Annotated in this window: 20 protein-coding genes; 12 read left to right on the forward strand and 8 right to left on the reverse strand. The window is 61.0% G+C overall.

The genetic code is table 11. From position 1 onward, the window contains the following. Positions 1-30: 30 nt before the first annotated feature. Together PHS32_RS10990 and PHS32_RS10995 are read right to left on the reverse strand one after the other, a co-directional pair. Positions 31-3,012 carry an MtrB/PioB family outer membrane beta-barrel protein gene (locus PHS32_RS10990; RefSeq protein WP_301079001.1) on the reverse strand — a complete coding sequence of 994 codons (2,982 nt, stop codon included), beginning with the start codon at positions 3,010-3,012 and terminating at the stop codon, positions 31-33. 53 nt (positions 3,013-3,065) lie between these two features. Then, on the reverse strand, positions 3,066-4,094 hold the full coding sequence (locus tag PHS32_RS10995) for a DmsE family decaheme c-type cytochrome (protein ID WP_301079002.1): 1,029 nt from the start codon (positions 4,092-4,094) through the stop codon (positions 3,066-3,068). A 233-nt stretch (positions 4,095-4,327) separates the two neighbouring features. On the opposite strand from PHS32_RS10995, the gene PHS32_RS11000 reads away from it, so the two are divergent. Both PHS32_RS11000 and PHS32_RS11005 read left to right on the forward strand, forming a co-directional pair. Next, on the forward strand, positions 4,328-4,990 hold the full coding sequence (locus PHS32_RS11000) for a response regulator transcription factor (RefSeq protein ID WP_301079003.1): 663 nt from the start codon (positions 4,328-4,330) through the stop codon (positions 4,988-4,990). Further along, the gene (locus PHS32_RS11005) at positions 4,987-6,471 is read left to right on the forward strand and encodes an ATP-binding protein (RefSeq protein ID WP_301079004.1); all 1,485 of its coding nucleotides are present in this window, start codon (positions 4,987-4,989) and stop codon (positions 6,469-6,471) included. Before PHS32_RS11000 ends, PHS32_RS11005 begins: the two co-directional genes overlap by 4 nt. A gap of 42 nt (positions 6,472-6,513) precedes the next feature. On the opposite strand, the gene PHS32_RS11010 is transcribed toward PHS32_RS11005, so the two are convergent. The 5 genes from PHS32_RS11010 to PHS32_RS11030 form a co-directional block, all read right to left on the reverse strand. Continuing rightward, positions 6,514-7,215, reverse strand: a complete 702-nt coding sequence (locus PHS32_RS11010) for an OmpW family outer membrane protein (protein WP_301079005.1) — start codon at positions 7,213-7,215, stop codon at positions 6,514-6,516. Between the two features lie 18 nt (positions 7,216-7,233). Continuing rightward, a complete protein-coding gene (locus tag PHS32_RS11015; RefSeq protein WP_301079006.1) occupies positions 7,234-8,781 on the reverse strand; it encodes a prolyl oligopeptidase family serine peptidase in 1,548 nt (515 codons plus the stop codon). Positions 8,782-8,948: 167 nt separating this feature from the next. Next, positions 8,949-9,203 (reverse strand): SemiSWEET transporter, encoded by a 255-nt coding sequence (locus PHS32_RS11020; protein WP_301079007.1) that lies wholly within the window; start codon positions 9,201-9,203, stop codon positions 8,949-8,951. 10 nt (positions 9,204-9,213) lie between these two features. Beyond that, the gene (locus PHS32_RS11025) at positions 9,214-13,308 is read right to left on the reverse strand and encodes a hypothetical protein (protein ID WP_301079008.1); all 4,095 of its coding nucleotides are present in this window, start codon (positions 13,306-13,308) and stop codon (positions 9,214-9,216) included. Positions 13,309-13,316: 8 nt separating this feature from the next. After that, positions 13,317-14,579, reverse strand: a complete 1,263-nt coding sequence (locus PHS32_RS11030; protein ID WP_301079009.1) for an AAA family ATPase — start codon at positions 14,577-14,579, stop codon at positions 13,317-13,319. Positions 14,580-14,773: 194 nt separating this feature from the next. On the opposite strand from PHS32_RS11030, the gene tsaB reads away from it, so the two are divergent. From tsaB to PHS32_RS11075, 9 genes are all read left to right on the forward strand, one after another. Then, the gene (gene tsaB / locus PHS32_RS11035; RefSeq protein WP_301079010.1) at positions 14,774-15,481 is read left to right on the forward strand and encodes a tRNA (adenosine(37)-N6)-threonylcarbamoyltransferase complex dimerization subunit type 1 TsaB; all 708 of its coding nucleotides are present in this window, start codon (positions 14,774-14,776) and stop codon (positions 15,479-15,481) included. After that, positions 15,478-15,945, forward strand: a complete 468-nt coding sequence (gene rimI, locus PHS32_RS11040; RefSeq protein ID WP_301079011.1) for a ribosomal protein S18-alanine N-acetyltransferase — start codon at positions 15,478-15,480, stop codon at positions 15,943-15,945. The genes tsaB and rimI overlap by 4 nt, the downstream gene beginning before the upstream one ends. A gap of 18 nt (positions 15,946-15,963) precedes the next feature. Then, the gene (locus PHS32_RS11045; protein WP_301079012.1) at positions 15,964-16,800 is read left to right on the forward strand and encodes a uracil-DNA glycosylase; all 837 of its coding nucleotides are present in this window, start codon (positions 15,964-15,966) and stop codon (positions 16,798-16,800) included. 132 nt (positions 16,801-16,932) lie between these two features. Continuing rightward, the gene (locus tag PHS32_RS11050; RefSeq protein ID WP_301079013.1) at positions 16,933-17,268 is read left to right on the forward strand and encodes a metalloregulator ArsR/SmtB family transcription factor; all 336 of its coding nucleotides are present in this window, start codon (positions 16,933-16,935) and stop codon (positions 17,266-17,268) included. Positions 17,269-17,441: 173 nt separating this feature from the next. After that, the gene (locus tag PHS32_RS11055; RefSeq protein ID WP_301079014.1) at positions 17,442-19,043 is read left to right on the forward strand and encodes a tetrathionate reductase family octaheme c-type cytochrome; all 1,602 of its coding nucleotides are present in this window, start codon (positions 17,442-17,444) and stop codon (positions 19,041-19,043) included. A gap of 13 nt (positions 19,044-19,056) precedes the next feature. Continuing rightward, on the forward strand, positions 19,057-19,683 hold the full coding sequence (locus PHS32_RS11060; protein WP_301079015.1) for a cytochrome b/b6 domain-containing protein: 627 nt from the start codon (positions 19,057-19,059) through the stop codon (positions 19,681-19,683). A 45-nt stretch (positions 19,684-19,728) separates the two neighbouring features. Next, a complete protein-coding gene (locus tag PHS32_RS11065) occupies positions 19,729-21,555 on the forward strand; it encodes a DUF3373 domain-containing protein (protein WP_301079016.1) in 1,827 nt (608 codons plus the stop codon). A gap of 21 nt (positions 21,556-21,576) precedes the next feature. Further along, positions 21,577-21,897 (forward strand): hypothetical protein, encoded by a 321-nt coding sequence (locus PHS32_RS11070; protein ID WP_301079017.1) that lies wholly within the window; start codon positions 21,577-21,579, stop codon positions 21,895-21,897. A 105-nt stretch (positions 21,898-22,002) separates the two neighbouring features. Then, positions 22,003-23,274: a rhodanese-like domain-containing protein gene (locus PHS32_RS11075; protein WP_301079018.1), complete on the forward strand. Its 1,272-nt coding sequence runs from the start codon at positions 22,003-22,005 to the stop codon at positions 23,272-23,274. 14 nt (positions 23,275-23,288) lie between these two features. On the opposite strand, the gene PHS32_RS11080 is transcribed toward PHS32_RS11075, so the two are convergent. Continuing rightward, complete coding sequence (locus PHS32_RS11080; RefSeq protein WP_301079019.1) at positions 23,289-23,954, reverse strand: Crp/Fnr family transcriptional regulator; 666 nt, start codon at positions 23,952-23,954, stop codon at positions 23,289-23,291. 20 nt (positions 23,955-23,974) lie between these two features. Here PHS32_RS11080 and PHS32_RS11085 point away from each other — a divergent pair, with 20 nt between their 5' ends. Further along, positions 23,975-24,733: a DUF4395 domain-containing protein gene (locus PHS32_RS11085; RefSeq protein WP_301079020.1), complete on the forward strand. Its 759-nt coding sequence runs from the start codon at positions 23,975-23,977 to the stop codon at positions 24,731-24,733. Positions 24,734-24,739 lie beyond the last annotated feature (6 nt).

A 24,739-nucleotide genomic window follows, 5' to 3' on the forward strand; every position in this document is an offset into this window, starting at 1 on the left:
TCTTCAGCTCCTGCGGCAGGTGTGTGGCTGTCACAGCTTGTACTGGACAAATAGCCCGATGACGTTGGCGCGGTAGTTTTGCGGTCCGGCGTCGAGCAGCAAAGTACTGTTGTCGTACGCTCCGACGGCCTTGGTGATGACGCCGTCGTAGTGCCAGTCCTTGACCTGTCCCAGCTCCAGACGGTCGTACAAGCGCACCGAGAGCTTCTTGCTGAGCGGAATCAGCAGGTTGAAGCTCAGGGTCTGCTGCACAAAAGTCATGTCCGGCAGCGCGCTGCCGGCCAGCAAGGCGGCGGCGGCCTGATTCGCGGCAACGCCGCTGAAGGCGGTGCTGCCATATTCGTAGGCGATCTTGCTGCTGCTGTTGGCATAGCTGTAGTCGATGCCGAACTGCAGGCTGCCGATGGCGCTCTGGAAGCCCAGCCCCAGCACATCGTTGCGGTCGTCGCTGCGGGAGGCCCAGGCATCCGAGGCCGGCCGCGAGCCGCCCACGCCATTGACGTTGTCGGAGCAGGCCGAATAACCGTAGCTGGCCAGATTGGCCAGGGTGCAGGTGTTGTAGACGGGACTCAGGGCGGCGCCCGAGTTCAGCTTCATGGAACGCTGACCTTGCTGGTACGAGTAGAAGCCGTAGAAGTTCTTGCCGGAGGCCGGCTGGTAGTTGAACTCCAGGCTCAGCGAGTTCTGTTTGTCCTTGTCCTGGCCGTAGAAGGAATCCGGGTATTTGATGTCCTTGGTCTGCCAGGTCAGGCCCAGGTCCAGGTCTTCGCGGGCCTGGTAGTTCAGGCGTGCATTGAAGATCTTCTGGTCGCGGTCGGCCTGGTCGTATTTGCGGAAGTAGTAGGAGTAGCGGTTGAACAGGTTGGCGTTGTTGGCCACCGTGCCGCCGGCCGGACTGAAGGCGGTATAGCCCAGCGTGCCGGCCAGCGCGATCTGGGTGGTGGGGTCCAGTCCCGGCAAGCCGGTGCCCAGATCGGCGAAGGTGCGGTAGTTGTAATCGCTGCCGCGTTTGCGGTCGGTCTCGAAAGAAGTGCGCAAGCTGGCATCGCCCAGCGCGCGATTGACGTAGCCGATCTTGAGCTTGTCCTCCCAGGTTTTATCGCGCTCCCGAAAATCGCGTTTGAACTCCTCGCGCTCCAGGGCCGCGTTCAGGCTGCTGGTGCGGCTCAGGTCCAAGTCGCCGGACAGGCCGTAGTTGATTTGTTTGGTCGAGCGGGCCTGGCCGAAGACCGGAATGTTGGCGCCGTTGGCCACCGCGCCGACGCCGGCGATGGCGCCGAAGGTGCAGGCTGGAACCGCCGCATAGCCCGGCAACACGTAGCAGCTTCCCGCTGTGCCGGGGGTCGCGCCGGGCTGCAGTCCGACCACCGCATCCATGTTGACGTTGTTGCCATCGGCGAAACCGCGGCCGAACTGGCCGGTCAGCGGGTTGTAGGCGGTGTAGCCGCCTTTGTTGGCCGTGTCGTAGTAGCGCAGCGCGCCTTTCAGGCTGAGCGCGTCGCTGGGTCGCACCGACAAGCCGAGGTCCAGCAGTGTGTTGTCGATGCGCTGCCTGGCGCTCTGCTGGCTCAAGGCGGCCGTGCTGTTCCAGTTGGCTACCAGCGAGCTGCCCGCCGCATAGCCGGCATTGGTGCTGGTGCCGCCGAATTTGGTGACGCCGGCAGCCGCCAACTGGGCGTTCTGGGCGGCCGAAATAGGCGCCAGCAGCGTGTCATTTTGCTGGCTGCTGGCCCACGACAGCGCCGCCGTGAAACGACCCTTGTAGAAGTCCGGCAGCGAGCGTGCAAACTCGCCTTTCAGGTTGAAGGCGTTGTTGTCGGGATAGAGGTCGTAGGTGGCGGTCTGTACGGCGCCAAAAGGCTGATTCGAGTTCAGCAGGGGATACTGGACGTTCAGCGTGCCGATGTTGTTGCGAAAGAGCGCCAGCGACGTGCGCAAATTGGCCTGGGTCAGCGCGTCGGCGTACTGCAAGCCGCCCAGAAATTCGTGGCTGGTGTAGTCGATCGGTTCCGCGATTTCAGTCGAGATGTTGCCCGTGTTCAAGGCAAACGGGCGCGCGCCGGTACGCCGCTCCTGGCTGTAGCTGGCATAGCCCTTCCAGTTGTCGGTGAAGACCTTGTCGAAGCGGGCGCCGCCTTTTTTGCGCACCAGGCTCAACTCGCTCTCAGGCAGGCTCGCCAGCTTGTCGCTGATGGCTTTGGCCATGTTGGACTGGAGCGCGCCGCTGGCGCCGGCACCGGTTGCCGCGGCAATGGCACCGGTGGTGGCGTTGGGCGTGCCGGTGGTGCCATTGATGGCGGCCAGCGCCGACAGGTTGGAATAGATCTTGCCGGCGTAGCTCCAGCAGGGCGCGGCAGCGCTGCACGCCACCCGCGGGCTGGCGCCAACGCTGGGGCTGCCGCTGGTGACCATGGTCGGCGCCGCCAGCCCGGTGCTCAGTTCGCCGCTACCCTCGCCGGCGTAGAGCGACTTCCAGCTGTCGGTGAAGACGTGCAGCGTTTCGTTGTAGAACAGCTTCAATTTCCAGTCGTTGTAGCGGCCTTGCTGGAGCGCGTAGAACTGGTCGTTCTGGCCGCTGCCGCCGCCAAAGGACTGGATGTAGCGGGCGCTGTCGGCCTGGTTGGCTTCGACTTCGAAGTAGTTGAGATAAGCCCCGTTCTTCAGATCCTTGTACTTGCGGAACAGCGAGTTTTTGCTGTCCGCGCCAGCCCCCAGCAGACCGGCCTCGATACCACCGGAATACTCCCAACCGCCTTCGGTCTTGCTGCTGGCGCCGTTGGCGCTGTCGTAAGGCAGGCCGTACAGCTGGCCGGAGGGCGAGTGCCGCACGGTATCGAAGCCGTCGTCGGCCAGCGGGCGCGGCACCGCCGAGCGGCCCGGTGGATTGAGGGCGTTGCCAAGGGCCATGTCGACGCCGACAGCGGAATCGGCCAGGGCCGGACCGGCACCCCATTGGGCCAGGGCGACGCCGATGCCGGCGGCAAGGATTTTCATGCGGGGACTAGCGGTCATGCGAAATGTTCCTGATGGATTGAGCGAGGTCATTGCCATATTTCCTTTCCCGATCAGCGCTGGAAGCGCGCGCCCGAAGGACTGTTGCTGCCGTGGATCGCCGAGTGGCAGTTCTGGCAGGAACGACCGGTCATGCGTTTGCTGGCGAGTCCGGCGGTGGCGCCGGCGGCGCTGTTGGCTTGCCGACCGGCATTGTTTTGACCGAACGAGGTGGGATCGCCATTGACCACCGTACCCAGGGTGTTGTTGCCCCAGACGGCGTGACCCATGGTGCCGGTGGTGCTGTGGCAAGCGGAACACAGGAACGGGCGGGTCTGGATCAGCAGTTTGTCGGCGTTGGAGCCGTGCGCACTGTGGCAGTTCATGCAGTTTTCCCGCACCGGGGCATGTTCCCACAGGAAGGGGCCGCGCTTTTCCGCATGGCAGGTGTAGCAAAGGTCGTTGATGCTGTCGGCCTTGAGCAGGCGCTTGGCGCTGGAGCCGTGCGGGTTATGACAGTCGACGCAAGTCATCTTGCCTTCGGGCACCGGCATGTGCGACTTCTTGCGGAATTCGGCGCGCTGTTGCTGGTGGCAGGTCTGGCAGGTCTCGGTGATGCCGGCCTTTTTCATCAAACCGTTGGCGGAGAAGCGGGCCATCGGGTTGTGGCAGTCGGAGCAGGCCAGTTTGTTGGTGGCATGGATGGAGCCGGGCCAATGCAGGCGCTGGCCGCCCGCGTGGCAACTCAGGCATTGACCATTCTGGCGCTCGATCGGCGTATTCCATTCCTTGGAGAAACCGATGATCTTGCCCTTGTCCTTGGTGTCGGTAAGGTGCAGCGAGCCATTGCCGTGGCAGGCCTCGCAGACCGATTTTTCGGTGTCGTTGCGCGGATTTTCCCGGAACACCCGGGCATGCTGGGTATGGCCGAAAAGACTCTTCTCGGTGTCATGGCACTCGCCGCAGCGTTTTTCGCCGACGAGTCTGGCGTTCGCCTGGGGATCGCTGTCGGCCAGCGCCGGACCGGCCGGCCACAGGACGCACAACAGTGCCGCCGCCAAGGCGCGCCAGCCGGGAAACGGGAGTGAATTGTTCTTTGCCATGGGTCAGATACCTCTTGCCAGATTCAGGTCGCAAATTGCTACATTTGCAAGCAAGCGTAAGAAGTTAAACTGAGAATTAGCTTAAGGAACTTTGGCCAGATTAAGAGGCGCTAAGCTGGGGTCCAAAACCTGCCATTTCATCCGTACAAACCCTTGCGCTTTGATCGTTTCTCGGGGTAACTACTGTGTTTCATTTTTGTAACGGTTACGAGAATTGAAGTGAGTGAAGAACCATGCGACTTTTAATTGTTGAGGACGACGCGCTGCTCGGTGCCGGTTTGCGCGCGGCGCTCAGTAAATGGGGTTTCACGGTCACCTGGGTGCGCCACGGCGCGGCGGCGCTGGACGTGCTGGCGAACGAGGAATTCGTTGCCATGGTGCTCGATATCGGCCTGCCCGATGTGAACGGTCTGGAGGTGCTGCGCAAGCTGCGCGCCGGTGGCAACAAGCTGCCGGTCATGATTCTGACGGCGCGCGACACGACGCGCGACAAGGTCGCCAGTCTCGACCTTGGTGCCGACGACTACCTGGTCAAGACCACCGACATGGAGGAACTGGTGGCGCGTTTGCGCGCCCTGGTGCGGCGCTCCGGCCGCGGCGGCGGTGTGATCAGCGTCGGCGATCTGGTGCTCAACCTCGATTCCCGCGTGCTGACACTGAAGGGTGAAGCGGTCAATGTTTCCAGACGCGAATTCGATGTGCTGCGCGTCTTGATGGAGGGCGCCGGGCGCGTCCTCACGCGGGCCCAACTGGAGCAGTCGCTGTACGGCTGGAACCGTAACGTCGATAGCAACGCGGTCGAAGTCCACATCCATAACCTGCGCCTGAAGATTGGTGCGACGACGCTTAAAACTGTGCGCGGTGTCGGTTACACCATCGCCAGGAACGAGGCGTGATCGCACGGCAACGCCAGTCCCTGAGTCGGCGCTTGATGGTGGGGCTGGTGATCGTCAGCTTCGCCTACTGGGCGGTGATCGCCTGGCTGACGATCAGCGACAGCATCGACGAGGTTTATCAGCTGTTCGATGTGCACCTGGCCCAGACCGCGCTGGCTGTGCTGCATGTGGCCAATCCCGGCGGAACCGATCCGGTGGTGCTGCCGAGCCGGGTTCCGGCGCCCAAGTTCCGGGAAATCTTCAACCAATGGCCGGAAATCCCGGAACGCTTTGCAACCGATCCGGCGCCGGCAAGCGCCCCCAGTGGAGCTGGTTCGGCAACTGCGCCCACGGTCACCGGATCGATTCCTTCGATGCATCAGGAATATGAGAAGAATCTGCGCTACCAGATCTGGAACGGCGACGGCATTCTGTTATTGCGATCCGCCAACGCCCCCACTGTGGCGATGACCGATCAGGATGGCTATTCCGAGACCGTGGATGCGGAAGGCCGGACCTGGCGCCACTATGGTGTCTGGGACATGCAGCGCCACTTTCGGGTGGTTGTGTCGGAAGCCTACGATCTGCGCAATCACCTGGTGCGCAGCATTGCCTTGCACGTGGCCAGTCCGCTGGCGCTGGGGCTGCCGGTGCTGATTGTGCTGCTGTGGTTTTCCATCAACCGGGGTCTCAACCCCCTGGGTGTGCTGACGCGCGAAATCCAGATCAGAAAGCCCGACAACCTGCTGCCCATCGATGCCAGCAGCGCGCCGGGCGAGGTGCGGCCCATGGTTTTGGCCTTGAACGAGTTGTTGCAACGGGTGGCGCAGACGCTGGAGGGCGAGCGCCGCTTCACCTCCAACGCGGCACATGAATTGCGCACCCCGCTGGCCGCGATTCAGGCCCAGTTGCACGTGGCGCGCTATGCCGACAATGAAGCCGAGCGCGAGCAGAGCATGGAGCAGTTGCAGCGCGGCGTCGAGCGGGGCATTCGGCTGGTCGGTCAATTGCTGACGCTGGCGCGGCTCGATCCGGACCGGCCCTTGCCGGATCCGCAACTGGTGAATTTCGGCGACATCGCGGAGGCCGTCTGTGCCGAGCTGGCGCCGCTGGCGCTGCAACGCGATCAGACGCTGGAACTGCAGGTCGAGCCTAATCTGGCGAAGCTGTCCGGCAATGCCGACATGCTGTCGATGCTGCTGTCCAACCTGATTGACAACGCCATCCGCTACACGCCGCGTGGCGGTCACATCAATGTGGCGGTCAGCCATTACCTGTTCGGCCTGATGTTCGAAGTCAGCGACGATGGTCCTGGCATTCCGAAAGCGCAACGCGAGCGCGTCTTCGAGCGCTTCTACCGGATTGCCAGTCAGGATCAGGCCGGCACCGGCCTTGGCCTGGCGATTTGCCGACGCATTGCGGACCTGCACAATGCCCGCATGACGCTGACCGAGGGACCCAACAGCCGCGGCGTCAGCGTCAGCGTATTCTTTTCCGGATAAAAAAAGCCCCGCCGGAGCGGGGCTTCAGGCTGCGCTGGCAGTTCAGAAACTGTAGCCCAGGGCGACGGTGAAGACCGAAGGATGGAACACGATGTCGGCGGTGCGCTCTATGCCCAGCGTGTTGGTGGTCATCTTGGTCTTGACGCGCGCTGTCGACCAGACGCCAGTGATCGACCACGGACCGCCCAGCTTGGCGCTGATGCCCAGTTGTGCCGCCGGACCCACCGAGTCGGTCAGCTTGATGGTGGTCGGCCCGCCGTTGACCGCGTCGTTGACACTGGTCGACTCCGTCTTGTCGAACCGGGTGTAGTTGATGCCGAAGCCGACAAAGGGCCGAATCTGGCTGTTGCCGTCGCCGAATTTGTAGTTGGCGAACAGGGTCGGCGCCACTTGGCGAACCTTGGCAGCCAGAGCACCGTTCATGGCCGCGACGCTGCCCGGTACGGCGGCCGGGTTCAGGACCACCAACGACACGTCGTGCGTCGGCGGAACGCCCAGCGCCAACTCCGCTTCCCATTGGGCGTTGATCGGAGTTGCGGCGCTAAAGAAAAGCGTGGACTTGCTCTGCACCTTCAGGCTGAGCGCATCGGCCGGTGTGAAGGGGCCGCTGACGGCGCTGGCGGACGATTGCGGGTCGATATTGACCAGCCCAAGCTTGAGCGTTACCGACTGCGCCTGGGCGTTGCCCGCTGCGGCCAAGGCCAGTGCAGCCACGACGGAGGCTGAAATAAATGCATTGTTCATTGTGTTTGCTCCGGCGATTTAGAACTGCGAAAAGAAGCCACGCGCGGCCGCGTTGCAGAAGGGAGGGACCAGTCCGCCATGGTAGGCGGCGGTGACGGCGACCGCGGCATTGGGTCCGGCGGCGGCAATGGTGGCAGCCTTGGCGTTGGCAAAGCCCACTTTGGCGGCGGCAAACGGATCGCTGGGACCGGTGACGGCAGAGTCAACGTCCAGCACCGTAACCAGGTGGGCGGCCACTTGCGGTGCCCACAAAGCGCCCATCAAGCCGGTGTTCAGGCTGTAGAAAACGGTCGGGTCGCCATTGCCGGCGCACAGCAGCACAGGTGCCGCGGGAGACCAGCCGCGCAAATCGTTTTTGGTGACCGCCAGACGCATCTTGTTTTGCGGATTGGCCGCCGGTGCACCGGTTGTGAAGGCCGGAACCACGCCGTCCGGATTGGCCATCGCATCCATCAGATAGCTCAAGCGGGCACTGTTCTTGATCAGGTTGTTGGTGCCAAAACCCATCGCGAACAAGGCGTCGGTGGCGCCGGTGCCGGTGGGCGGCGTGATGGCCGCAAACGCGGGTGCCGGTGGCGTGCTGCTGAAGAGTGCCAACTGCGGCAGCTTGCCGCTGCTGACAACCGTCGTGAAGTCGTAGTCGCCCGGCAGCAGGGTCTCGATGCCGGTGGCATAGGCCGCTTCATAGATGTCCGATGGGGCACTGTACAGATTGCCGTAGGCCTTCTGGTAGCTGGTGAAGATCATCGGCGTGAAGATGGTGCCGCCGGCATTCACGTTGCCATAGAAGGTGGCATCCGACTGCGCCGCCAGCGCGTAGGGGCCGGACATGGGGGCCGAGGCCGTGACCGGAATACCGGCGGCCTGCATGGCGCGGTGCGTCGCCATGGCAACGTGGCCGCCCTGGGAGTAGCCGGTGATGAACAGCTTGGTGCTGGCACTGGTGGGCGACATCAGTGTCGGCAGCGCCTTCTTGGCGGCGGCCAGTATGTCCATCATTTCCTTGGACTGCTGGTCGGCATTCAGATACGGGTGGTAACTCAGTGTCGAGCTGTCGTAACCGGCGTAATTGGGGGCCACCACGATGTAGCCCTGGGCCGTGTACAAAGCGGCCAGCAGCGAAGCCTCGGAGTAAGCCGGATTGGTGCTGTCGCTGAAGTCGGCCAGGTTGTAGCGCTTGGTGATGTTGGTGCCGTGGGCATACAACACGATCGGGCGCGCACCGGTGCACCTGGCGTCGCTGCCGGTGGGCACCATCAAGGCGCCCGAGGCGGTGGTGGCCTCATTGGCGCCACCGACGGTGCCGTACCGCAGGTATTGCACATCGACGCCGCAGACCGGCGTGCCGGCAAGCTGCTGCAAGCCTTGCCCGGATGCGCTGGCCTGCAATTTGGCGGTGAAGTCGGCGGCCGTCATCGAAGTGATACGTGGCGGCGGAGTCTGCATCAGCGCGCCACGCGCCGGGTTCGCGTCCTGGGTACCCAGGGGCCCACCGTCTCCGCCACCGCAAGCCGCGACCAGAAGCGTCGCGCTCAGTGCCGCCCATGAAGCCTTGAAATAAGCCATCCGAGTTCTCCAATAGAGTTGAAATTGCAAAAAATAGAACGGGTGTGCTATTTTTGATTTAAATCATATAACCCATTGAAAGCCGGAAAAATCGGTGTAAACCCTCTGGCATTTCGGATCAATCCGGCGCTGATGACCGGTGGGGTTGGCCAACCTGTCCTGCGCTCTCACCGATAGCGCAGCTTCATCAGCAAAATGGCGGCCGCCAGCAACAGCGTGATGGTATTGGCGATGACCACGGGCCAGGCGCCCAGCAGCAAGCCATAGACCAGCCAGCACGCGACGCCAAGCGTGAAGACGCTGTACATGCCCAGCGAGATGCCACTGACGTCGCGCGTGCTGAAGGTGTGCCAGGCTTGCGGCACAAAACTGCCAGTGGTCAGGACGGCGGCGCAATAGCCGATGATTTCAGTGGCGGGCATGTGTTCCTTATCAGCTCATTCTTCGTTTGGTCGCCGGTGGCTGTGAGCAGTCCACCACCAGAACCGCAATTTTGTGTCGCAGTTCCTCCGGCACGGTGGCTGACAATCGTTGCTCCAACTCTTGCGGTGTTTTGGGCTTGGCGCCGCCGTCACGGGCGCCGGGCTTCAGCTTTCCAGAAAACCAGAAGACCAGGTAGATGCCAAAACCATCGCTGGCGGATTCACGTCCGTATTTGGCGATCAATTGTTCTTGGATGGCCTTCCACAAGTGCGCATGCCACTCGCACTTGATTTCAATGGCCAAGTGAAGCGACCCAGCGATGATCTTGATGTCGGCCCGCTTTGCATCGGCATAGTGACCCTCTCGCTCAGCCGCAACACCCAAAGTTGCAAGGCGCGTCTTTAAATCTGATAGCAGCGCGTCGCGGCAATCATCTTCCAGTTTTGGTTTTTTGTTGGCCCAATACTGCCTGTAGTCATTGGTGCTGCCAAGGCGAATTTCGCTCGCCAGTTGTGTCAGATGATCTACCGTCAAGGCCCACAGGTCAGCCACATTGGCGGGCTGTAGATTCGCCAGCGTGGCGCAAACCTGCGTGACAGAGGGCTGTTGGAATAGCGCTTTGCGCCGCACGATGCGCTGCTCGTAAATGGCGCGGTCAAAGGACTCTTTCCATTGTTTCAAGTCTTGCCGCTGCTGTAGGGAGGTCAGCGCCTGCAATGCGGTTTCGTCCGGGTTGCCTGCCAGCGTTGCGATGAGGCTTTCAACGTAGCGGCCCATCTCCATCTCCGGCGTTACCCGATACACGCCGGACTGTGTTGCCCTTGGGCTTACTCGTGGCCCCAACAGCCCAATCAGGAAAGCCTGTGCGGCGGTGCTCAGATTGACTTGGACGCCGCCAAATTCACGCTGTTCGTGGATCAAGTCAAACAGATGGCCGGCGCGTGCCTGGGTTTTTCCGATGTACTGGATGGCTGCATGCAGATAAAGGTCGGGGGCCAGTTGCACACCCGCTGTCAGCCAGTAAACGCGCTGCGCCACATCCATGCCGTTGGCCCGCAGTTTGCTGGCAATCAGTCGGAGCTGGGTGTTCCTGTCCAGCTGGCGCACCACGGATGAGACCAGGTTTCGCAGCGTTTGAAGGTGTTTCCTGCTGGCTTTCAAAGGGAAATCTGCAATGAGTTGGGGCACAATTTTCCTGGCCACTTCGGCATAGGTGGCGTCGTGCGCCAGCGCGGATGCGCCGTTCACATGCTCTTTTTTCCGGACAATCTGTGCGCTCATCATCTGTTGCATCACGCCTGCCAAAACAGTCGGTTGTTGTGCCAGCAACTGCTTGAACCAGGCCGGTGATTCGTTGTAGTCGTGGGTCAGCCGGAAGGCGATGATTGTTTCAAGTGTGGCAGGAGGCAGATCAAGCGCCGACAGTGGGTCTTCTGCGTAGCGCATTTCCATGGCGGCAAGGCAGGGCAGTGCCAAGTTGTGGCGTTGACCCTTTGCTTCGAGGTCAATGATGTCGGCGGCAGACGGCAGGTCAAAGCGAAACAATGTTTGCCGCAAGCCGTGAAGGGCCAGCTCTACCCATGCTTCGTTGGCATTGAGCAAGCTTCGCAAACGTTCATCAGGGGTTTCGCCCGTTGAATCACTGTAGATATCGAGGTAAGCATTCGCTACCTCGACCAACGCACCCAAGTGAGCCGGGCCTTTGACAAAACTCGGCAAGGTTTCGCGAAAGAATGTGATCGTCTGGCGAGTCTCTTCTGCCTCCCGCGCGTTGTGCGCAATCTCAAAGTCAATGTCTTGTTGCACGGACTCTGACGGTGGATAGGGACATTGCAATTCATCTGCTACCCAAGCTGCGTCGACGGGGTGGTCTGTTGACCATTTCTCGAGCAGCTCAATCGCCGCGTCGGGTCCGCATCTGTGGCTGGTTAGCTGAGACGATTCGCGAATCAGATGCCGCTGCAAGTCAACATCTGCACAAGATTCGGCCAGCGACAAATACCACGAGCTGGCGTCCTCAGGCGGCGAAGCGCTATAGAGACGCGCGCGAATTCCCCAGAGATTGCGCCCACTTCGGTCGCCCATACTGGCTTGCGCACGGAGTTCGTACTCAAACACCGCCCGGTATTGAGCTGGGTTCGTCTCAAACCATTGCCTCAAAGCGGCCTTGTTTTCATGGTTTAGCCTACAGTGCAGGTGAGAGTCCAGACCAAGGGAGAGCCAGTTGTAGAGGCGTGGAACGTCAACTTGCGTCCCGTCCTGTGTCACGCCTCGCACAAGCAATTCGCCCACAATCTCCGATGAACGCAAGCGATCACGTTGGTTGGGCAGTCGGTAGCCTGTGGCATGCAGGGCATCCAACAAGGCCGACACGTCTGCTTCAGGTATATTTCCCTTAGCGAGCTGGCGCCAAAAACGCCTGTATGAACCCGATAGAAATTCAGCCCTCGGTTGTCTGAAATGACGGAGGAGTTCGGTTGGCGAAATATGGGTCGGATACAGCGCTTGCAGCAGTGTGCCTAGAAGCTCGTCTTCCTGGTCTTCGACGACATTGGCATGAACATCCACCAGTAGCGTCTTGAGCGTGACCTTGTCGTCTTTCACCTGTGCATAGGTGACGACGACGCGCAAAGCTGCGATGCGTAATGGAGGCCAATAGGTTTTGTCCCGTACCACCTGTTCCAACTCCGGAGCCAGCGCCGGCATGTGCTGCCCATGCGCCAAGGCGTCCAGCATGCAATGGATCAAGGACTGGTGCGCAGGGCTGCGGTCCGTGGACTTGAGCAGGGCCTTGAAGTCTCCTTCCATGTCTGCCGTGGCCAAGGCACCAAAGGGGTAACCGGTCCAGTTTCCGCGGCGAAAGGATGGGTCTTGTTCGGCCTCGTGTTGCAAGGCGCTCAGCACGGCCAGCTTGTCCGTGCGATGGAAGGCGCGCACATCGCCGTTCAGGACCACACCCAAGGGGTCGTGCGCTATCAACTCCCTGCGCAAGTTCGCTGGCGCTACCGCAGCCAGCCAGGCATGCAGGCCGCGCAGCTCGGGGACTATGCCAGCGTCCTGACCCAGCATCAGGGCCAGAACGCGGCTGGCGGGCAGACCCAGATGGATGCGTTGGGCCAGATAGCGTGCGCCCAGGTACTCGGCAACGGTTCGGTGAACCGGGCTGAAATCGCTCGGACCCCGGAAAAGCCGGGAGTGAAGGGCGAACCGGCAAGTTGACAGTCCAGGGGCAGAGGCTGCACTGAGTAGTTCGGGAAGGCTCATCACGCCCGCGCGCGGCTCGCTCCGCCGTTGCAGGGCAATGGCCCCGCTGCCGGACAGCAGCATGACGGCGCTGAGATAGCCCGCCGCCAACAGCACTTGGTCGTCGGACGGCGTGCTGTCGCGGGTGTTGGCCAGGTGCTCGGGGTTGGGCTCGCGCACCAGTTGCGCGCAGGCCCTCTCATAGGTTTCCGTCTTGTTGTCGGGCCACCGCTTGCCCGCAGCCCCCATGGCCTTGACCAGCAGGCGCAGGGTTTGCGGGTTGTCCAGCAAGCCCCTGAGGTCCCGTCTTTCGGCCTCTTGCATAAACACTTCGGCCTGGGCCTCGGTGCAGGGTTGCCAATGTGCGATCAGGGTCACCGATTGCGCGTGAGTCAATGGGGCCAGATGCAGTTCTACAAACTTGCCACTGCCGACCAGGCGCTGAAGTGCCTCTCCGTCGGCATTGCCGCGCCAATCCGCCTCGCGGCAGGAGATGCGGAATTTGGGTGTGTCGAGTTGTCGTAGTTTTTGGCGTATTTGGTCAAACAGGGAGGCACCTTGTGAGCTGCCAGCGGTGATTTCATCAAGCCCGTCAATGAACAGCGGTTGCTGCCAATCGACTGGCAAGCCGCCCCCAACAAATTCGCGCGCGCTGACGCAGGTGCCGCCTTCTACCAGGCTGAGGGTGTTAAATACATCCGATTTCCCCGCGCCGGGGTCCGCCAGCAACACCCAGGCGGGTACGTCCCGGTAGTGGCTCAGGGGCCGCGGGGCTGTCAGGCTGTCGTCGTTTTCCCGCGCTCGGGCCACGCGCTCCAGCGGCAGGCGTTCCTCTTGAGGATGGGGCGCAAGGGTGTTCAAGGCGGGAGTCACGCCAGCTCAAGCCAATGCGCCAGCGGATACGACAGAAATTCCGTCAGATCAACGCCACCCGTGCCCACCAGCAAGGGCTTGCAGGCTGGATGCTGTTTCACAAATTCATCGAGCCCGCTGAGCTTGCCGGTTGAGGCGCCGCTCTTCACCTCAATGGCAGTAATCCGCAAGGCATCGGAAATGACGAAGTCCACCTCATGCGGGCTCTCGCGCCAGTAACTAATTTCCTCGTTGCTGGTCGCGGTGTTGCAGAGATGCGCTCCCACCGTGCTTTCAACCAGACGCCCCCAGTAGCTGCGATCAGCCTGTGCCTGGGCAAATGTGTAAGGTGTGGCGCTGGACATCAGCGCGCTATTGAGTACGTTGAATTTCGGGGCCGAGGCACGTCGGCGCGCTGCGCCGACGTGGTATTTTTGCAGTCCCGTCAACAGGCCGGCGTTGCGAAGCAGATCGAGGTAGCCGGCCAGGGTGGTCTCGTTACCGGCATCCTGCAATTGCCCTTTGATTTTGCCCAGCGCCAGGATCTGACCTGAATAGCTGGCTCCCAATTCAAAAAGTTGCTTGAGCAAAGCGGGCTTGTCAACACGGGTCATCTGAAGAATGTCGGTATCTATGCTGGGTTGCACCAAGCTTGCCAGGACATAGTTGCGCCAGCGCTCTTCGTCGCGTATCAATCGGGCGCTGCCCGGGTAGCCACCGAAATAGATGTATTCGTTGAGCGTGAAATCAAAAGCCTGGTGCATCTCGATGAATGACCAATGCGTTGCACGCATCAGCTCGTAGCGCCCCGCCAGGCTTTCCGTCAGGCCTTTTTGCATCAGCAGAGGAGAGCTTCCCAGCAAGATTACATGCATCTCCAGGCCTTGAGCCCGGTCTGCATCCCACAAGCCTTTGACAGTGTCTGACCAGCGTGGGATTTTCTGAATCTCGTCCAGCACAAAGGCGAAAGGCTGCGTCGGGTGGTTGAGTTTGAAGGCTTTCAATTGACGCCTGGCGTTCTGCCAACTGCGTATCAGCCATGCGGCATCCCGAGGCGCGCCGTCCATCTCGCTGGTCTGCGAAGTGAAGTCTTCGAACGCCGTGGCAAGAGGTTCGGCGGGCTGGTCGACGGCGATAAACAGATGTGCGCATTTCTCCAGGGCTTGACGCACCAGGGTGGTTTTGCCGACTTGCCTTGGCCCGGCCACAATCGTGATGAATTGAGGCGCTTCTTGCAACCGGTCGCGCAGGGCTTGAACTTGATCTCTGTGAAACACCATAAATCATACTGAGTAAATTTACTCAATATGATTGCAAAAATCTTGGAATGTGTCAAATGCGGTGCCGGTAGCTCCTTGATTTGTTGCACCTTTTCCCACGAAAGCCTCGGTTTTGTGCTACCAAAAGAGTAGCTAATTGCGCATTTCCCTCGGGAGGAGATACCTGCTTGCTGGGTAAAATGGCGATCTAATCTATGAACCTGCTCGCCTTTGACACCAGTACCGAGCTCATGTCCGTGGCGGTGCGGCGTGGCGGGACGGGGGCTGGCCAGGTTTGGCAGCACAGCGGCCCCGGCGGGGCGCAGACCTCGACTCACCTGATTCCCGTGATTCAAGAGCTGATGGGGCAGGCCGATCTCGAATTCGAGCAGCTCGATGCCATCGTTTTTGGCATGGGGCCGGGCTCCTTCACCGGCTTGCGCACGGCCTGTTCGGTGGCCCAGGGGCTGGCTTTTGGCGCGCACGTCAAGGTGCTACCGATCAATACCTTGCTGGCGGTGGCGGAGGAGGCGCGTTTTCGACACGCCGCCGCTCTGGAGCGCTGCCAGGTGACGGCGCTGCTGGATGCGCGCATGGACCAGATGTATGCCGGCCGCTATGAGTTTCAGGACCGGCAATGGCGCCAGAGTGGGGAGCACCGCCTGCTGCGCCCGGAAGACCTTATTTGCGAGGCCGGCGACCTGCTGGCCGGCAATGTGTTTGCCGCCTATGGCGCGCGCTTGCCGGCGTCAATGGCGCTGCGCGTCGATGCCCAGCCCAGCGCCACCGCCTTGCTGCGCCTAGCCCCGAGCTTGCTGGCCGCCGGTGCCGCACTGCCGGCGCAGCAGGCCTTGCCGCTCTACATTCGCGACAAGGTGGCACAAACCACCCTGGAGCGCGCGGCGCACAAGGCGGTGTTGTGAGTGCCGTGCTGAAACCAGTCGAGGCGCGCTTCGAACCGCTGACGGAGCGGTGTCTGGACACCGTCTTGAGGGTCGAACAGCGGGCTTATGCACATCCCTGGTTGCGCGCCAACTTCACCGATTCGCTGCAAGCGGGTTACCAAGCCCAGTTGCTGCTGGCCGATGACACCTTGCTGGGCTATTTCGTGGCCATGAAAGGCGTCGACGAAGTTCATCTGCTCAACATCACGGTGGCGCCCGAGTACCAGCGCCAGGGCTGGGCCCACGTGATGCTCGACGCCCTTTCGATCTGGGCCCGGGGGCAGGGCGCGGACTGGCTGTGGCTTGAGGTGCGCCTGGGCAACCAGCGCGCCATCGAGGTCTATCAGGCGCAGGGCTACCGCCGCGTTGGCGTGCGCAAGAACTACTACCCGGCGGCACAAGGTCAACGGGAAGACGCGCTGGTGATGAGCTTGCGTTTGTGAGTCGGTGAGAATGCAGCCATGAGTCTTGACCTTGATAGCCGCCAGCGCGCCATGTTGCAAGAGATGGGGCTGCGCGTCTGGTGGCCCGAAACGGTCGCCGCGCCGCCGCTTGCCGCTGCTGAAAGCGCAGTTGTGCAACCCCTAAACACGTCTCCAGCCGACCTGACGCCGGTGCCGAGCCCGAGTCGGGGTCCGGTCGTCGTCGCTGCGCCAGCCGATGTGCTTGCCTTGCCCGACGGCATTGCCGGCATGGACTGGACTGCGTTGGCCCAAAGCGTGGCCCAGTGCCAGGCCTGCAAGCTGTGCCTGGGACGCCGCGGCGCGGTGTTTGGCGCCGTGCCACGCCAGGCCGACTGGCTGGTTGTGGGCGAACCCCCGGACGACAGCGAAGAGCGCCTCGGCAGCCCGTTTGCCGGTCAGGCCGGGCAGTTGCTGGACAACATGCTGAAAGCCGTGGGCGTCAGCCGAAGTGGCGTCGTGGGCGATGCTACCGACAGAGCCAGCGCGGCCTATGTCACCAACGTTGTCAAATGCCGCCCGTCGCCGCCGCGCAACCCGCAGCCGCAAGAACTTGCCGCCTGCGAAAACTACTTGCGCCGCGAGCTGGCCCTGGTGCAACCCAAAGTCATTTTGGCACTGGGCCGCTTTGCCGCCCAGACCTTGTTGCAAGGCAGTGTGCCCGGCGTCGCCGGCATTCCGCTGGGCAAGCTGCGCGGCCAAATCCACCGCTACCAGGGCATTCCGGTGGTCGTCAGCTACCACCCGGCGTACCTGCTGCGCACGCCGCAGGACAAGGCCCGTGCCTGGGCCGACCTGTGCTTGGCGCTGGCGGCCGTCAAGAGCGCCGGTCTGTGATCCGGGAATGGGGATGAGGGTTGGGACCGGCAAGTCATGCAGGCGGGTGACGAATTAGTTGATATTGCTCAAGTGGCGTATATTTGAATTTTTAAACTGAAGGTCCGGCTGCATGCAGACCACCTACTTCCCATGACAAAGCGTTCAGTACCCGAGACCCGGTCCGAGTTGGACCGACCCGACGCGGTATTTGATCTGGCGGCCGAGCTGTTTCAAATTCTGTCGGCGCCGATGCGGCTCAAAATCATCAGTTGCCTGCGCGACGGCGAACAGAACGTGAGCTACATGCTCAGCAAAATCGATACCACCCAGCCCAATATGTCGCAGCATCTGAACATGCTGTACAAGGCCGGCGTGCTGGGCCGGCGCCGTGAAGGCGTGCAAATTCTCTACCGCATCGTGGACGAGCGGGTGGCGGCGCTGTGCCGTGCGGTCTGCTCGCAGGTGGAGACCAAGAGCGGTCGCTGAGGGCCGCCTGCACGGTGCGTTAGAGAACCCTTTCTAATTTGTTTATAAGCAAGTAATGATGTATTGATATAAATCAGCACAACCCTTCGACGCTCGCAATAGGATAAACCCGTAGTGCTGGTAAATGCTTACCGCACTCAGGCGTAACGGCTTGTTTAGCGAAGGAAAAAGTGATGCGAATTCGATACTTGATGGCTGCCGCTATGGTGGCCATTTTTTTTACCGGGTCTGCTTCGGCGGCGGTAACCACGGCGCCGGCCAAGTTGCTGAAGTCGACCGCCGATCACAGCAAGTTCAAGGAGCTGGACCGGGACTTCGCTTCGGGTCCCGAGGTCACCAAGGCCTGCCTGAGCTGCCATACCGAGGCTGCCAAGCAAGTCCAGAAAACCGAGCACTGGACCTGGGAGTACACCAATCCCGATACCAAGCAAGTGCTGGGCAAGAAGCACATCGTCAACAATTTCTGCACCTCGGTGCGGTCGAATGAAGCGGCCTGCAACAGTTGCCATATTGGCTATGGTTGGCGTGACGACAAGTTCGATTTCAGCGTCGAGGAGAACGTCGACTGCCTGGTCTGCCATGACCATACCGGCAAGTACAGCAAGCCCAGCGGTTTTGCCGGTCTGCCGGTCGCACGGGACACCGAGTTCCCGGCCGGCTCGGGCAAGATCATCAAGGGCATCAACCTGAAGGAAATCGCCCAGAAGGTGGGCCCCACCACGCGCAGTACCTGCGGTGCCTGCCACTTCAAAGGCGGCGGCGGAGACGGCGTCAAGCACGGGGACCTCGACAGTTCGCTCGAAGCACCGGGCAAAGCGCTGGACGTGCACATGGACGCCAAGGGCCTGAACTTTGCGTGCGCCACCTGCCACAAGACCGACGATCACAAGGTCTCCGGCAGCCGCTATGCGCCCACCGCCAAGGACAAGGCACCGGCGCACATGCGCGGCGAGGCCGACAAGACCAATCCCGACACCTGCCAGGCCTGCCACGGACAAGCACCGCACCAGATCGTCAGGCTGAATGAACACACGGCAAAAATCGCCTGCCAGACCTGCCATATCCCGGCCTTCGCGCGCGGCGGCAACCCGACCAAGATGTCCTGGGACTGGTCCACTGCCGGCAAGCTCGACAAGGAGGGCAAGTTTCAGACCCTGCGCGACGAAAACGACTACGACACCTACATGACCATCAAGGGTGACTTCAAGTGGGCCGAGAACGTCAAGCCCGAATACGTCTGGTTCAACGGCACCAACCACTACACCCTGATCAGCGACAAGATCGAAAAAGGCGACAAGCCGGTTCAGATCAACCACTTCGAAGGCAGCGCCACGGACGGCAAGTCGATGATCTGGCCGATCAAGGTGTTCCGCGGCAAGCAGCAATACGACCCGATCAACAAGTCGCTGGTCATCACCCACCTGGCGGGCAATGACGACACCGCCTTCTGGAAGAACCTGGACTGGGTGAAGGCGGTCACCGAGGGCATGGCCAAAGGCGGTGTCAAGTTCTCCGGCAAGGTCGACTTCATCGAGACCGAAAGCATGTGGGCGATCAATCACATGGTGGCGCCAAAAGAAAAAGCGCTGGGCTGCGTCGAGTGCCACGCCAAGGTCGGTCGTCTGGACAAGATCGACGGTGTCTACCTGCCGGGGCGCAGCCGGGATCACGCGCGCTGGCTGGAGATCGGTGGCTGGGCCATCGCTCTGTTAACCCTGCTCGGTGTGCTCGGCCACGGCCTGGTCCGCGTCATCGCGCGCAAACGCAACAGCTAACCGGAGAACCCTCATGTCACGCGTCTATCTTTTCAAGCCTTTCGAGCGCTTCTGGCACTGGTGCCAGGCGGCACTGATCCTCTTCATGCTGCTGACCGGTTTCGAGGTGCACGGCACTTACCACGTTTTCGGTTTCGAAAAAGCGGTGGGCTATCACAGCATCGCCGCCTGGACCCTGGTGGGGCTGTGGATCTTCGCCATCTTCTGGCACATCACCACCGGTGAATGGCGGCATTACATCCCGACCACGCACAACATCGTTGTCATTGCGAAGTACTACTCGTCGGGCATCTTCAAGGATGAGGTGCATCCATTTCGGCCCAGCCTGAGCAACAAGCACAACCCGCTGCAACGCTTGACCTATCTGGCGGTCTTGACGCTGCTCAGTCCGCTGATCTGGTTCACCGGCTGGCTGTACCTTTTTTATGCCAGCTGGGCAGCCTGGGGACTGGAAAAACTGCAGTTGCAGTGGATTGCAACGGCACACACGTTCGGCGCCTTCCTGATGCTGGCCTTCCTCATTTCGCACCTCTATCTGGCCACCACCGGGCACAAGCTGACCTCGCAGGTCAAAGCCATGATCACCGGCTGGGAAGACCTGGCCGAGAGTGAGGAACCGATGCCGGGCAAGCAGCGCTAGCACTGGCCGCCAAGTTTTTACTGTTGAACTACCTAGGAGAAGTTGATGGACAAAATGTTTAAGAAGAAATTGCTGGTGGCCCTGATTGCCAGCATGGTGTTGCCGCTGGCGGCCCACGCTGCCGACGCCGACCTGTTGAACAAGATCGAGGCCATGTCGCGCGAACTCGAAGCCCTGAAGAATCAGGTCCGGGCCAACGAAGCCAAAACAGCGCAGACGGCGGAACAGGTCAAGGCCGTGGCTGCCAAGTCCGAGGGCGCGGCGCTGGACGACTTGAAGAGCCAGGTGACGAAGCTTGAAGGCAAGTCGCTCGGTAAATGGCTGACGGTGGGCGGTGACTACCGCTTCCGTGTGGACGCCCTGGAGGGCCAGACCCGGACCTTCACGGACGTCAACGCCACCTTCGCCAACGCCCAGCAGAAGCTGCAGGCGGACTTCTTTGCCAATCCATCCACCGCGGCCGGCTCATCGAGCTATTTCGGCGCACCCCAGGCCGGCGGCATGTCGATCGCCGGTGCCTTGAGCGGGCTGATGGCTTTTTCGCAGAACATGAACAAGGTCGCCACCTTCGATCAGGCGAACGCGTTCCTGGCCAACCCGATGAACGCCGGCATGGTGCAGGGCATCGGCGCTTTCGCCGCCACCGTCCCGGCCTACAAGCCCGAGAACAAAAGCCTGTACAGCAACCGCTTCGGTATCGATCTGAACGCCAAGGCGACGCAGGACATCAGCGTCAGCGCACGGCTGCAGATGTACAAGGTGTTCGGTTCCCAGGACGACTCGGCCATTGTCAACGCCGGCAGCGCCCCCTTCTTCGCCGACCGTGTCGGCGTCTTCGACGGGACCCTGAGCCATGTGCCATCGAACAGCTATCTCAACGTCGACCGTGTCTACGCCACCTGGAGCAACATTGCCGACAAGGAAATCTGGTTTTCCGTCGGTCGCCGGCCGACCACCAATGGCGCCCCCAGCAATCTGCGCCTGAACAACCCGCGCCCCGGCAATGGCGGTACCCCCTCCTTGCTGATCGACTACGCCTTCGACGGCATGACGCTGGGCTACGCCCCGGACATCGACGCTCTGCCCGGTGCCTACGGCAAGTTCTGCTATGGCCGCGGCTTCGAGAGTGGTTTCAGCAAGGCCTCCGGCAACTCGCTGGTCGATACCGACATGGTTGGTTTCTCTGTCGTCCCGATTGACACCGACCCGCTGCGTGTCTGGCTGATGTGGGACCGCGGCATCAACATTTTCGACGCCCCGACGATGAGCAATACCTATTTCGGCAACACCGCCGCCAAGGTCAATCTGGGCGATATCGACTGGTTCGGCCTGGGCGCCATGAGCACGTTCAAGAAAGTGGGTCCGGGTGATCTGACGGTGTTCGGTGACGTGGGCGTCAGCGTCACCCACCCGAACAACAACGTGTCGGCCCAGTTCGGCTTCCAGGGCTTGCTGACGGGCTCCTTCTTCAGCCCCGAAGCACCGACCAGCAAGACCGGCACGGCAGTCTACCTTGGCATGCGCTACGACTTGCCGTCCAGGACCAAACTGGGTTTTGAATACAACCATGGTTCCAAGGACTGGATCACCTTCGCGCCGGCATCGGACGATATGTGGACCTCCAAGGTCGGCACGCGTGGCGATGTCTACGAGGCCTACATGATCCAGGAGCTGGACCGGGCGCCGATTTCTTCCTTCTTCAGTCGCGCCTTCTTCCGCCTGGGTGTCCAGCGTTACCACTTCAACTACAGCGGCAGCAACAACTGGGTTGGCGCGCCGGTCGAGATGAGCAGTGTCAATGGCCAGATGATGACCACCACGCCACTGGATTCGGCCACCAACGTTTACGCCACCTTCGAAGTCAAGTTCTAAACATTTTTCCAGGAGTTCAACATGAAATCGAAACTTTCAACCCTCATCCTGACGGCCGTGCTGGCCCTGTCCGGCGCGGCTTTCACCGGCAACGCCTACGCTGACGAAGGCAAGATGGTAGGCCCGGTCACCAAGATCAAGCTCGCGCCGGACGGCAAGTCAGCCACCGCCATCCTGAAGGACAGCAAGAGCGCAGAGCTGGTCACCATCACCGTCACCGACGACCTGACCCTGGACAAGTTCAAGGACAAGCGCATCGTCGAGGGCGACGAGATCCGCGCCCGCTTCGAGAAGGACGGCAAGAACACCGCCAAGTCCTTCAAGAAGACCGCCGGCTGCTGAGCCGGCAAACCGCGCGACCCGCCTGGCCCCGCCCCGGCGGGTCGGGGCTGCTCCGCCGGCCTGTCGTTTTGAATCAAAAAGTCCAACTTTGAAGAGGTGTCAATCATGCAGAAATTCCGCTTGGGCAGGGTCGGCCTGGCCGCCGTTTTGAGCCTGGGACTTGTCTCGGTAGCCATGGCCGGCGAACTGACGGGAAGCGTCAAGACGGTTTCCAATGTTGCCCGGACGATCGCCGTCGAGGTCGCCAACAAAGGGGTGCTTGTCTTCAAGTTCGACGCCGAAACCCAGTTCAAAAATGCCACGTCGGCCAATGACATCATCCCCGATGAAGTGATCACGGTTGACTTTGCTCAGGTCGGGCCGGAAAACCGTGCCAAGACCATCAGCAAGGTGATCGCACCGCTGCCTGCCGGGGTGACGCGCATTGCCGCGGAGGAACTACTGAAATTGATAAAGACAGGCGGTGAAAGTTTTGTCCTGATCGATTCGCGTCCGGCCGGCCGCTATGTCCAGGGGCACCTGCCCGGGGCGCTGTCAATCCCGTTCAACGCGTTGGAAAAAGAGGGCGAGAAACTGCTGCCGGCAGACAAGATGAAAACGCTGGTTTTCTATTGCGGCGGACTGTCCTGCATGCTCAGTCCGAAATCTGCCGCCATCGCGGTGAAGCTCGGCTACAAGGATGTGCGGATGTACCCGGAGGGCGAGCCCGGTTGGAAGAAACTTGATTATTCGACCGAGGCCAGTCTGTCTTTCGTCAAGAACGGCAACATTGTTCTGGTTGACCTCAGGACTGCTGAAGTAGCGGCCACCGGTTATATTCCGCGCGCCGTCAATATTCCGGCGGCTGTTCTCAGAGACGCGGAAAAACAGTTCCCCGACTCTCACGGCGCCGCCATCGTCTTCTATTCGGACCGGGACGAGGACTTGAACCAGGCGCTTGAGTGGACGCGGGAATGGGAATATCCCAATGCCACTTTGTTTCCGGGCGGTGTCAAGGCCTGGCAGGCGGGCGGGAACCCGTTGCTCAGCGGCGCCGCGCCAACCCAAATCGTCTATGTTCGCAAGCTCGTCGAAGGCGAGGTATCGATCAAGGATTTCGAGCAGATCGTCAACACGGCGTCACAGCTTGTGATTGACGCCAGGACCGCCGACGAGTTCGCCAAAGCGCATTTTCCGGGAGCGCTGAATATACCGGCCGAGGAGATGGCGGCCCGGTACGCGGAAATTCCGGACGGCAAGGAGGTGGTCATTCATTGCTCCACCGGTACCCGGGCCGAACTGGCCCATGACATTCTCAAGGAGAAGGGAATCAAGACCCGCTATCTCAGGGCCAACGTGGAATTCGGCTCCGGTAACAAGGTGCTGATCAAGGCGTAAGCGGGCGAGTCGCATCAACGGGACAGCGTAATCAAATACCCATCTCCCCGCCTCAGGATTCCTTTTTTCTCCAGGTCGGACACGCAGCGATACAAGGCCTCGTGCGTGACACCCAATTCTCCCGCCAACGATTTCAGGCCTGAACTAAGGGGATATTTACCTTGCTGTCCCTCGGTCTCAAGAAAGTGCAGCAGGCGGTCTTGCACCTTGTGCAGGGACAAGCGCTCGCATTGCAATCGGAGCCGCTTGACCTCGCGATTGAGCATGCCAATCCAGCGGCTGGAAAAGGCCGGATCGGATGCCAAGGCGGCTGCAATTCTGTGAATCGGCACGCCGGTGATTTCAGAGGAGGCAATGACTTTGGCATCGCAGTGGTAGCGCGCGGATTGAAGGCTTGCTTCGCTGACGATGCCATGGCGGGTGCGTTGCAAAACGATGGCTTCACCCTGCCGGCTCAGGCGTTCCAGCAGGACTTCACCGCTGCTGATGAAGAACATGTAAGTGGGTTTTTGACCAGCCGAAAACAGCTGCTCACCCTTGGCATAGCGGGAAGTGACGCAGGCGGCGCGCAGGTCTGCGGGAAGCAGTTCCGCCAGTTCCTGGTGAAGTTGAGTAAAAGACGCAGCCATGTGATTGCGATCATACCGATGCCGGACCGTATGCATCAATACTTGCGCCATCAAGGATGAAACAGGGTCCCATGCGCAACGCCATTTTTCAATTCGGCCAGCAACTTCCCGAATACGAGGTTCCGGTACTCAACGAGCGCGCCGTTCGGGCCAGTGCCGGCCTTCTGTTTTTCTTTGCCATCGTTTCCTTCATGAACGCCTGGCTGATCGGCAATTTCCAGCCGACCCGGGTGTTCGTGATGGTCTTTCTGCTCGACTTCACGATCCGGATATTCATCAATCCCCTTTACGCTCCCAGTCTGATCATCGGGCAGTGGTTGGTGCGTAAGCAGCAAGCCGAGTATGTCGGTGCACCGCAGAAACGTTTTGCCTGGGCCATCGGTTTTGTATTGGCGCTGGCCATGCTGTACCTGGTGGTGCTCAACCATGTCGTCGGTCCCATCAACCTGATGGTTTGCGCGATCTGCTTGCTGCTGCTGTTCTTTGAGACGGCGTTTGGCATCTGCATCGGTTGCCAGGTCTACACCTTGTTCAACAAGGAAAAAGCGCAGCTTTGCCCCGGTGGCATGTGCCAAGTTCCGCGTGGCGAACGTTCGACCACCAGCCCGGCTCAATGGCTGATCGTGCTGCTGTTTGCCGGCTTGGTTGGCCTCATCGTGCAATGGGTTTACAGCACCGGCCTGCAACAACGATCGCCAGCACTCCAGCCGGCGATAGCCTCGCCCGCTGCCGCCATCGACCCGGCAGAGCTGGAGCGCTGCAAAGTGCCCGAGTTCGCCAAGGCCATGGGCCACGAGGAAAAGTGGAAGCTGCACAACAACTGCAAGTGAAACCGC

The organism is Rhodoferax sp. (genome assembly GCF_028714215.1).
Lineage (GTDB): Bacteria > Pseudomonadota > Gammaproteobacteria > Burkholderiales > Burkholderiaceae_C > Rhodoferax.